This is a genomic window from Pseudomonadota bacterium, from assembly GCA_010028905.1.
GTDB lineage: Bacteria > Vulcanimicrobiota > Xenobia > RGZZ01 > RGZZ01 > RGZZ01.
Window position 1 is genome coordinate 1 of the sequence record RGZZ01000163.1, and the last position, 9,825, is coordinate 9,825.

General features: G+C 68.2%; 8 protein-coding genes. 3 read left to right on the forward strand and 5 right to left on the reverse strand.

All coding sequences use genetic code 11. The features are described 5' to 3' along the window. Positions 1-184 precede the first annotated feature (184 nt). On the reverse strand, positions 185-1,297 hold the full coding sequence (gshA, locus tag EB084_12505) for a glutamate--cysteine ligase (GenBank protein ID NDD29077.1): 1,113 nt from the start codon (positions 1,295-1,297) through the stop codon (positions 185-187). A 246-nt stretch (positions 1,298-1,543) separates the two neighbouring features. Between gshA and EB084_12510 the strand changes: the two genes are divergently transcribed. Continuing rightward, positions 1,544-2,638 (forward strand): ferrochelatase, encoded by a 1,095-nt coding sequence (locus EB084_12510; GenBank protein NDD29078.1) that lies wholly within the window; start codon positions 1,544-1,546, stop codon positions 2,636-2,638. A gap of 11 nt (positions 2,639-2,649) precedes the next feature. Here the strand turns inward: EB084_12510 and EB084_12515 are convergent, their stop codons facing one another. The 4 genes from EB084_12515 to EB084_12530 all read right to left on the reverse strand — a co-directional run bounded on the left by EB084_12515 (position 2,650) and on the right by EB084_12530 (position 8,387). Then, positions 2,650-3,333 carry a hypothetical protein gene (locus EB084_12515; protein NDD29079.1) on the reverse strand — a complete coding sequence of 228 codons (684 nt, stop codon included), beginning with the start codon at positions 3,331-3,333 and terminating at the stop codon, positions 2,650-2,652. Between the two features lie 198 nt (positions 3,334-3,531). Continuing rightward, positions 3,532-4,908 (reverse strand): purine permease, encoded by a 1,377-nt coding sequence (locus EB084_12520; GenBank protein NDD29080.1) that lies wholly within the window; start codon positions 4,906-4,908, stop codon positions 3,532-3,534. Then, a complete protein-coding gene (gene xdh, locus EB084_12525; protein ID NDD29081.1) occupies positions 4,905-7,523 on the reverse strand; it encodes a selenium-dependent xanthine dehydrogenase in 2,619 nt (872 codons plus the stop codon). The genes EB084_12520 and xdh overlap by 4 nt, the downstream gene beginning before the upstream one ends. Positions 7,524-7,913: 390 nt before the next feature. Continuing rightward, complete coding sequence (locus EB084_12530; GenBank protein ID NDD29082.1) at positions 7,914-8,387, reverse strand: hypothetical protein; 474 nt, start codon at positions 8,385-8,387, stop codon at positions 7,914-7,916. Positions 8,388-8,946: 559 nt separating this feature from the next. Between EB084_12530 and EB084_12535 the strand changes: the two genes are divergently transcribed. Both EB084_12535 and EB084_12540 read left to right on the forward strand, forming a co-directional pair. Continuing rightward, complete coding sequence (locus EB084_12535; GenBank protein NDD29083.1) at positions 8,947-9,183, forward strand: hypothetical protein; 237 nt, start codon at positions 8,947-8,949, stop codon at positions 9,181-9,183. A gap of 106 nt (positions 9,184-9,289) precedes the next feature. Then, entirely contained in the window at positions 9,290-9,616 is a 327-nt protein-coding gene (locus EB084_12540) for a hypothetical protein (protein ID NDD29084.1), read from the forward strand. Positions 9,617-9,825 lie beyond the last annotated feature (209 nt).

Here is a 9,825-nt window from a genome sequence, read left to right on the forward strand (position 1 = left end):
GACACGGGAACCTGGAAGGGAAGGAAGGGAAGGATTGACGGATGCCAACATCAGCAGGCTGCCTCTCGCACGATGGGTGGCAGGCGATGCAGCGCCTGCATCTTCCCGCCATCGTCGCGCACTCTACCTGTGCGAGCGAGAGCATCGCTGAAATTGGGGTCAAATCAGCGTAAAACCAGTAAGATCAGGCCAGGCTGAAGGCCAGCGACTCCTCACGCGCCTGCGCCTCGGCGATAGCGTCGGTGACGATGGTCTCCACCGAGCGGCCACGTCGATATTCGCGCAGCCACCGCATGGCGTCGTTGCCATTGTCGAGCACATCGTCAACCGCGCGCAGCACCTGGCGCTCGGGTTGATCGAGCGCTGCGCCCCGCGCGTCGTCGAGCCACTGCGCCGCAACGTTGCGTGCCGTGATTCGACGGCCGTCGCGCCAGTCGATGATCTCGGCGTCGAGGCTGGCCCGCGCCACGGCCTGTTCATTGGCTTCACACATCGCGAGCAGCGCCTCGGGGTCGCGACCGTCGAGGGGGTCGAGACCGTCGATGGCCGCCTGCACACGGCGCACGAGCAGCAGTCCGACCGCGCAGGTGAGGGAGATGTCGAGGGTGAGATCACAGATGCGCACCTCGAGACGATCGAGGTGAAGCGGGCGGTCAGGCCCGTTGGGGCGCGCGGCGCTCCACAGGTGGCGCACGTTCCACATGACCCCGCTCGCCAGCTGCTGCTCGATGTAGTCGACGTACGCGCGGTGGGTTCGAAAGAGCGGAACGACCTCGGGTGTTCGGGGGAACGTCGCCCAGCGCGTCGAGTGAAACCCGGTGGGTTCCCCCTCGAGAAAGGGCGACGAGGCCGTGAGGGCAAGCGCAACAGGCGCTTCGAGGCGCAGCAGCCGGCAGGCGCGCATGAGCGCCTCGGTATCGTCGACGCCGAAGTTGAAGTGAATCGAGGTGGTGACCACGCGGGTGCCGTAGGCCTGCTCGATGCGCGTGTGGTAGGCGTTGTCCGGCGCCGAGCGCACGAAGTGGGCCGTGTCTCCATTGAGGGGAAGGGTGCTGCCGGGCACGATCGTGAGGCCGTGCTCGCCGAGCAGGCGGCGCAGGCGTTGCCGCGGCTCGAGCAGCGCCTGCTGCAGCGCGGTGATGTCGCGAAGCGGTGGGGTGACGTACTCTGTGTTGCGCGCATCCGGCTCACATACGAAGCCCGAGAGGCGCTGCGCGATCTCGGCCGAGCGACCGACCACGCGCCCGCGCGGGGTGCCGGTGTACAGCTCGACCTCGAGTCCAAGAGGCAGGTTCAGCAAAAAGAGGGGCTCCTGTCATTCTCGCGCAGGCGCGGACGTGCCGTCTGCTACACGCTGTCGCGGACGCGCTCTCGGTGACGGCCAAACGGGTCACACAGGAAGCGCGGACCCCTTATTCCCTGTTGTCGTAGAAAGTCTTGCACAATTGCGCGACTTCACATGTCTCTCGAGAGAGCAGAACAGAGCGAGAAGCAGGCACGAGCATTGACACGTGCCCCCTCGTTCGACTACCTTCAGAGAGCCATGAACACCGAATCGTCGCCCCAGGCCCTGTTGCTCGTGTCGTTCGGCGGCCCCGAAGGCCCCGACGACGTCATCCCCTTCCTCGAGAATGTGCTGCGCGGACGCAACGTGCCGCGCGAGCGCATGCTCGAGGTGGCCGAGCACTACCATCACTTCGGCGGCAAGAGCCCCATCAACGATCAGAACCGCGCCCTCATCGCCGCGCTCGAGGCTGTGCTCGCCACCGAGGGGCCCGCGCTGCCTGTCTACTTCGGCAACCGCAACTGGCACCCCATGCTCGCCGACACGATGACCCAGATGCGCGACGATGGCGTCACCCACGCGCTGGCCTTCGTCACGTCAGCGTTCAGCTCGTACTCGGGGTGTCGTCAGTACCGCGAGAACATCGCCGCCGCGCAGGCCGCGGTGGGCGAAGGGGCGCCGCGCATCGACAAGCTGCGCGCCTTCCACAACCATCCGAAGTTCATCGAGGTGATGACAATCCGCACCCGAGAGGCTCTCGACCACATCGAGCCCGCCCGCCGCGACGCAGTCACCCTCTTGTTCAGCGCCCACAGCATCCCCGAGGAGATGGCGCGCCACTGCGCCTACGCCGACCAGCTGCGCGATGCCGCGGGATTCGTGGCCGCAGGCGTCGGGGCTGTGTCCGCCGAGGGAGGCACGTCAGACGCCGCCCTCGACTGGCGCCTCGTCTACCAGAGCCGCAGCGGCCCGCCTTCCCAGCCCTGGCTCGGTCCCGATGTGAGCGACGCCATCGATGCTGCCGCCGACGCCGGCCGCAAGGCCGTTGTGGTGGTGCCCATCGGCTTCATCTCCGACCACATGGAGGTCATCCACGACCTCGACCAGGAAGCCGCCGAGCGCGCCGCCGCTCGCGGCGTGCAGATGGTGCGCGCGGCCACGGCCGGCACCCATCCCGTGTTCGTTTCGATGGTGCGCGATCTCATCGCCGAGCGACTGAGCGGCACCAGCGAACGCCCCTGCGTGGGGGCTCGCGGCCCGAACCCAGATGTCTGCCTCACCGACTGCTGCCCTGCGCCGCAGCGACCCGCGGGTCCGCCTGCGGGTGCCGCGGGCGGGCGACCCGCGCAGTAGAAGATACGGGATCAGCGGGGCTTCTCGCTCACAGGCTCGACACCATATCCCAGCTGCGTCAACGCCCGCACGATGCCCGCCAGCTGCCGGCGCGCCTCGCGGTAGCCCGCCATGGTGACGGGATGATTGGGGGCCTCGTCTCGCAGGTGGCGGCAGAGCCCGCGGGGCACGAGGCCCTCGATTTCGAGGCGCTCGACGGCCGACCAGGCGTTGGCGTGCACGTGCGCGATGTGAAAGAGATCGCGCACATCGAGATAGCGCAGCACCTGAAGCAGCGTGTCAGACGAGAGGCGGGCGAGATCGACGCACACCGGGTCATCGACGTCGCGTTCGTTCGACGCCTCGAGACGATGTGTGGGCGGCTGCCCGAGCTGACGCGCGATCCATGCAGCGACATGAGCGCGCAGCTCGGTGAGCGCAGGTGCAAGGTGACGCTTCAGCATCGCTTCTCCGACGGCACCGACCCGCGCGCCGTACATGACGACCCGGGCCAGCACAACGACGACGAGCATCGCAACGGCGGTCACCTCCTCGTGCCCCTGAGATGTGCCGAGCAGAACCTGCGCGCCCACCAGCGACGCGCCCGCTACGATGATCATCCCGCAGGCCGCCAGCCCTGCCGCAAGCCCCGCCGATTCGGTGAGCCTGCGCGAGTCGACGCGCATCGAGCCCTGGGCAGCCGATGCCATCTCCATCGAAAACATGAGACTTCAATCCCCTCTCGAATCGATTCGATGAATTGAAGTCTAGCGCGTCTGCATTGACAAGCTCGCGCCCAGATCGGACCGCGATGTTACGATTGGGTGAACGCGATGTGAACCCGTGTGAACAGTCTGCAACGCCTTGTAACACCGGTGATGGGCATCACGCCTCGCGCGCTTGAAGCCTCTCGCTCAGCCGACGTGACCGTGCGGCTCGGCGTCGCTGCCCTTCTCGCCCGCTTCGTCGGGCGGAAGCAGAATGTTCAGGACCACAGCAGTCACGGTTCCCACGGTGAGACCGCTCTCCACCAGGGCCTGCAGCAGGTCGATCGCAAACCGTTCGAGCGCCGTGCTCGCTTGAAGCGCGTGAATCTGCGCTGTGGCGCTCGGCACCATGGTCACCCCCAGACCGAGCGCGAGAGATACTGCAAGAATGAGCTGGTTGCGCGGGGTGAAGCCATCGCGCTGCACAATGTCGAGGCCCGCCACCGCCACCAGGGCGAACATGACCACGGTGGCGCCACCCAGAACCGGGGGTGGCATGATCGAGACGAGCGCGGCCAGCTTGGGAAACACACCCAACGCCATGAGCATGAGCCCCACGATCATGCCCACCTGCCGAGACGCCACCCGCGTGAGCGAGATGACCGCCACGTTCTGCGAGAAGCTCGTCTTGGGCAGCGCCCCGAACGTGCTCGTGACCGCACACCCGAGTCCATCGGCCAGCAGCCCGCCCTGCATGCGCGACACATACGTCGGACCGCTCACGGGCTCACCCGACACCGACGCGGTGGCCGTAAGGCTTCCCAGGCACTCGATGGAGACGACAAGGTAGCCGAGAATCCACGGCAGCACCCGCGCCAGATCGAACCGCAGCGGATAGCGAAAGGGCACGGGCATGTGCATCCACGCCGCGCTCGACAAGGCCGAGAAGTCGAGACGCCCGAGCGCGGCAGCCACCAGGTAGCCCGCAGCGAGACCGATGGCAATGGAGGCGGTCGCGAACAAGCCACGCCCCCGCGCGTTCAAGATCACGATCACCATCATGGTGAAGAGCCCGAGTGCCAGGTTCGATGGGCTTCCGAAATCGCTCGCCCTGCCCCCCCCAGCGAAAGCGTTGAACCCCACGCTGATCAGGCTCAGTCCCACCAGGGTCACCACCGAGCCCGTCACCACCGGAGGGAAGAAGCGCTGCGCCACACCGAAGGTGCGGCTCACGATCATGGGCACGAACGCGCCGATGAGCGCAAGGGTGAACACGAGAGGCAACCCACCGGCCTTCCCCGTGTCGATGGCCAACCCCACCATGACGAAGGTGGTTCCCTGAATGCTCAGCAAGCCGCTTCCCACCGGCCCGAAGCGATGCGCCTGGAGGTACGAGTTCACCCCCGAGGTGAAGAGCGACATGCTCACCAGCAGACCCGTCTCGGCCATGTCGCAGCCGAGCGCCCTGGCCACGATGAGGGGCGGCGTGATGACCCCCACAAACACGGCCAGCACGTGCTGCAATGCAAGCAGCAGCGCCGGCCCCGCGGGCACCTTGTCATCGACACCGTAGAGCAGCTTCATTCGACTCGGCTCCGTCCCACCGACATGGCGCGCGCCGCGGCCGAGGCCCGCATGGGCAGCGTGTAGCGCCACTCGCCGTCGAAGGCGTGCAGGGCCGCGGCGACAGCGGGGGCGGTGGGAACCAGGCCGATCTCGCCCACGCCCTTGGCCCCCATGGGCCCCTCAGGCGTGGGGGCTTCGACGAGGATGACATCAACCGCGGGCATGTCCTTGGCGCGCAGCACCCCCAGATCACGCAGGCGCGACGTGACCGGCACCCCGCGCTCACACGCCAGCTCCTCGGTGAGCGCGTAGCCCATGCCCATGTGCACCGATCCCTCGATCTGTCCGCTGCACAGGGCCGGGTTCACCACGCGACCCACGTCGTGGGCCGCGATGATGCGCTCGACGCGCCCCGCGGAATCGAGGAGGCACACCTGCGTGGCGTACGAGAACGCGGTGTGGGTCTTGATGCGCGTTGCGCCCGCGTCGTTTAGCGAAGTGGTGTCGTCGACCGTCACGTCGGCCGCGTACACCCGCCCCGCGAGGTCGGCGAGCGTGTGGCCCTGCTCGAGGTCGGCCCGCAGCTTCGCCGCCGCCGAGAGCACGGCGCGCCCGCCGAAGAGCGTGGCCCGCGAGCCCGTGGTCTGACCGCAGTCGAGGGCATAGGTCGAATCGACCTTCACGCGAAAGGTCGAGGCGGGCAGCCCCGTCGCTTCGACCGCGAACTGGGTGAGCACGGTGAGCAGGCCCTGCCCCATCTCGGTGTAGCCGTTGAAGATGGTGACGTGGGCGTCCGGCTCGACCACGAGCCGCGCTTTCCCAAATTCGACAACACCGTTGCCGATGCCGCTGTTCTTGAGCCCGCAGGCGATACCCACCGCCTGCCCACGCGCGCGCGCCGCCTGCCAGGTCTCTCGCACCGCCGCCAGGGTGGCCTTCAGACCCACTGAGTGCTCGAGCACCTGCCCCGTGGCAAAGGTGTCACCGACCTCGAGGGCGTTGCGCCAGCGCATCCCAAAGGGGTCGAGACCGCACAGCGCGGCCAGGCGGTCGACCGCCCCCTCGATGGCGAACGCGGTCTGGTTGACACCGAACCCGCGCATGGCGCCACACGGTGGATGGTTGGTGTACACGGCCCGCGCCTCGACATCGACGTGAGGCACGCGGTACGGGCCGCAGGCGTGCCCCGCCGCCCGCTCAAGCACCTTGGCCCCCACCGAGGCGTAGGCGCCGCTGTCGCCCACGATGCGGGCGTGCACGGCGGTGAGGCGCCCGTCGGCGTCGCAGCCCACACGGTAGTGCATGCGCATGGGGTGTCGCTTGGGATGCATGCGCACCGACTCGTCACGGCTCAAGGTCACCCGGACCGGCTGGCCGCTCACCTGCGCGAGCAGGGCCGCGTGCGCCTGCACCGACAGGTCCTCCTTGCCGCCGAAGGCGCCTCCGTTGGGCACCAGCACCACGTCGACCGCATCTTCCGGCAGCCCCGTGAACGCGGCCACCTGTCGGCGATCGTCGTAGATGCCCTGGCCCTGGGTGTACAGGCGCAGCCGCCCTCCGTCGAGGGGTTCGGCGAGAGCGCTCTCGGGCTCGAGGAAGGCGTGCTCGATGCGCTGCGTCTCCCAGACGCCCTCGACCACGTGCGCGCTTTCCGCCAGCGCGGCGTCGGCGTCGCCCCGTCGGATGACGGTGTGCGAAAGCAGGTTGCTCGCCGCCTTCGGGTTGACGTGAGGCGCATCATCGCGCAACGCGTCCTCGGGGTCGAGAACGGGCGGCAGAGGCTCGTACTCGACGCGAATCTTCGACACCGCGAGACGGGCGGTGCGCGCGTCCACCGCCGCCACGGCGGCCAGCACATCGCCCGCGCAGCGCACCTCCTCGCCCGCGGCCACAAGACCAGGCCAGTCGTTCACCAGCAGGCCGTACCAGCGTTCCCCAGGCACATCGGCGGCGGTGACCACCGCACGAACCCCCTCGACCGCCCGAGCGGCCGACACATCGATGGCGCGCACCCGGGCGCGGGCGTGCTGCGAGAGGAGCAACGCCCCCTCGAGCAGGGTGTCGCGCCGCATGTCGGCCACGAAATCGCAGGTCCCCAACGTTCGCTCGACGCCGCGCACCCGCGCCAGGGGACGACCCACCCGACCGTCGTCACACGGCGGCGCCTCGTCGCCTCGCGCCAGGACCTCGATGGCGTCGATGATCTTCACGTAGCCCGTGCATCGGCAAAGGTGCACATCGAGCGCCTTCGCAATGGCGTCACGGGTCAGCGGGGTGGAGGGAGAGGTCTTGGTCAGCAGGTGGTGGGTGCGCAGCACGATCCCGGGAATGCAGAACCCGCACTGGATTCCCGCCGCCGCCACGAATGCGAGAGCATAGCGCGCGCGGGTCTCTTCGGGAAGTCCCTCAAGGGTGACCACCTCTCGCCCCGCGGCGCGCGCGGCAGGCATGGCGCAGGTGGTGACAGCGCGCCCGTCAACGAGCGCAAGACAGCAGCCGCACTGTCCTTGAGGGCTGCAGCCGTCCTTGGTCGAGCGGATTCCGCACGAGTCGCGCAGCACCTCGAGCAGCGACGCGTCAGAGGCGAGCTCGACGCGCTGGGGCTCGCCGTTGAGCGAGAACGAGAGGGTCACGGTGGAGAGACGAGGCGCGAGGAGAGGTGGCGCGAGGAGAGATGGCGCGAGGAGAGATGGCGCGAGGAGAGACGGCGCGAGGAGAGACGGCGCGAGGAGAGGTGGCGCGAGGAGAGACGGCGCGAGGAGAGACGGCGCGAGGAGAGACGGCGCGAGGAGAGACGGCGCGAGGAGAGGTGCGGCACACGGTTCGGTTCCCCGAGATGTTCGCGGGCTCCTCCAGAGACATCAGCGCCAACAGAGCACGACGTCAGAAACATCCCTGCCGCAGCGACAGGTTGCCACCCCACCACCGTGCTTCCCCTGATTCTTCCGGGCGTTCTCCCGGTACAATCAAGGGAAGCACTGAGAAGCGCCCCCGTGTCGTGAGACCGAGGTGCGCTGCAGAGACTAGTTGAGCGCCTCGCCGTAGGTGACGAAGAGGTTGTAGTCGCCGTGCCCGCTCGGGTGCTGGCCTACCAGGATGAGGGTATAGCGCCCACCGCGGGCGGGGCTGCTCAAGGCGAGCTTGATCGTCTGGCTGGCGCCGACGTGGGTGACGTCCCACTGCCCCACCTGCTCGTCCTTCCATGTGCCGCCCACCTGGACCGATCGTACGAGGCGCACCATGCAGTGACCGTCGTAGTCGGTAGTGCCCGTGTTGCGCAACGTGACGTCGGTGAACCCATTGCCGTGAGAGAGCTCACCTGTCTGCCCTTCGGTGAGGTTCCCGACAGCCACAGGACGCAGTTGCGCCTTCGTGTGGGCCATCATCGACTGGGCGGCGGGGCCGCTCGCAATGGGAGCGTTGCTCGCGCGGGGCCCTGCGAACGAGGGCATGACGAGACTGAGTGCAATCAGGGCGGTGACGACCTTGGTGTTCATGGGTTTTCTGTCTTCTCTCTCGAGACGATTGCTTCGTCTCTGCATCTGCATCGTACGCCGGTCGAGACGGCGCAAATGTGACGATTCGCACGAGTGACGGCGCATGCGGCCCAAAAAGTGTGTCCCCGGTCACGTTGGGCAGCCCTTCGTCGTGCTTCCCCTGCTTCTTCCGGGCGTTCTCCCGGAAGAAGCAGGGGAAGCACGGTAGTGTCGGCCGTCGTCGGCGCTCAGGGGCGTTTTCGGCGCTCGGGGCCGTTTTCGGCGCTCGGGGCCGTTGTCGGCGCTCAGGGGTGCGAGGGCGTGTGGGCTCGAGGGATGCGCACGCCCGCGATGGTCACCGCATCGTCGGTCACCGTAACCGTCGGCGGAGCGTTCGGCCCTGCACCGGGTTCCGCAGCGACGAGACGATCGTGCAACGCCCTGGCCTCGCGAAGGGGCTTCGGCTCGAGGGTATCGAGCTGGCGGGTGAAATCGGCAAGCGCCGCATAGGCGTCGGCGCGGCTCGCAGTTCCTCGGGCGATGATCGCCTCGGCCTCGTCGGTGTACGCCGACCCACGCGATGCAGCGAGCACGCGCGATGCCGCGGCAAGCGTCTCGAGGCGTGCGTCGTCGGTCGAGGCCGCCGCGCTGGCGTCGCATACGGCCGCATAGGGGTCGAAGGGCCGCGCATCACCCCATCCCCGAATGCCTCGCTGCGCCACGGCCAGTCGCGCGTCTCTCGAAGCCTTGCAGTCGGCGCCAAAGACGGCCTGCAGCGCCTCGAAGGCCAGGCGCGAAGGGGCGTCCGCGCAGGTGAGGGCGAGGCGGCTCGTGAGCGCCTGGGCGATGGCAAAGCGCTCCCCCGCCGACGTCTCGGGCGCTCCGATGAGGTGCACCGCCGCCTCCGCAACGTCTGCCCGCCCGTGAATCCCCTGCGCGAGAGAGCGGACGGCTTCGCCCGCGACGGCCGCTTCCCCCCGCACGGATCGCGTCGCCTCAAGGGCAACGGTGCCCAGGTCGGCAGCCATCCCTTCCTCGGAAGAAACCGCATGCGCCCGCAGCCACCCGAGCGCGCGCAGTCGCTGATGATACCCCGCCTTTTCGACCACACCGCCAAGAAGGGTCGCCGCATTGGCCGCGCAGGGCGTGACAAAGTCTGCGACGCGTTGGCGAACGCCTTCGGCAAGCGCTGCTCGAGCCTCGCCATGGAGTGTCGATGCCCCGTCTTCGAAGGTCTCAGCCAGCGATGACCAGGTCTGCTCAGCCGAGGGGGTGGGCGCAGTCGAAGGTGCGGGGGGGCAGGACGTGGCCAGCGGGATCGAGGCTGCGACGTTGATGCCAGGTGAGGTGTTCATGAAGCGTAGGGTGAGAACGACGGCCAGCCGCGATTTGCAACCACCCCATCGTGCTTCCCCTGCTTCTTCCGGGAGAACGCCCGGAAGAAGCAGGGGAAGCACGG

Bases quoted from the DNA above. Each gene is read 5' to 3' on its own strand.
- EB084_12510 (NDD29078.1), top strand. From the start codon at position 1,544: ATGAACACCGAATCGTCGCCCCAGGCCCTGTTGCTCGTGTCGTTCGGC.
- EB084_12515 (NDD29079.1), bottom strand. From the start codon at position 3,333: ATGGAGATGGCATCGGCTGCCCAGGGCTCGATGCGCGTCGACTCGCGC.
- EB084_12520 (NDD29080.1), bottom strand. From the start codon at position 4,908: ATGAAGCTGCTCTACGGTGTCGATGACAAGGTGCCCGCGGGGCCGGCG.
- EB084_12530 (NDD29082.1), bottom strand. From the start codon at position 8,387: ATGAACACCAAGGTCGTCACCGCCCTGATTGCACTCAGTCTCGTCATG.
- EB084_12535 (NDD29083.1), top strand. From the start codon at position 8,947: ATGCAGCGAGCACGCGCGATGCCGCGGCAAGCGTCTCGAGGCGTGCGT.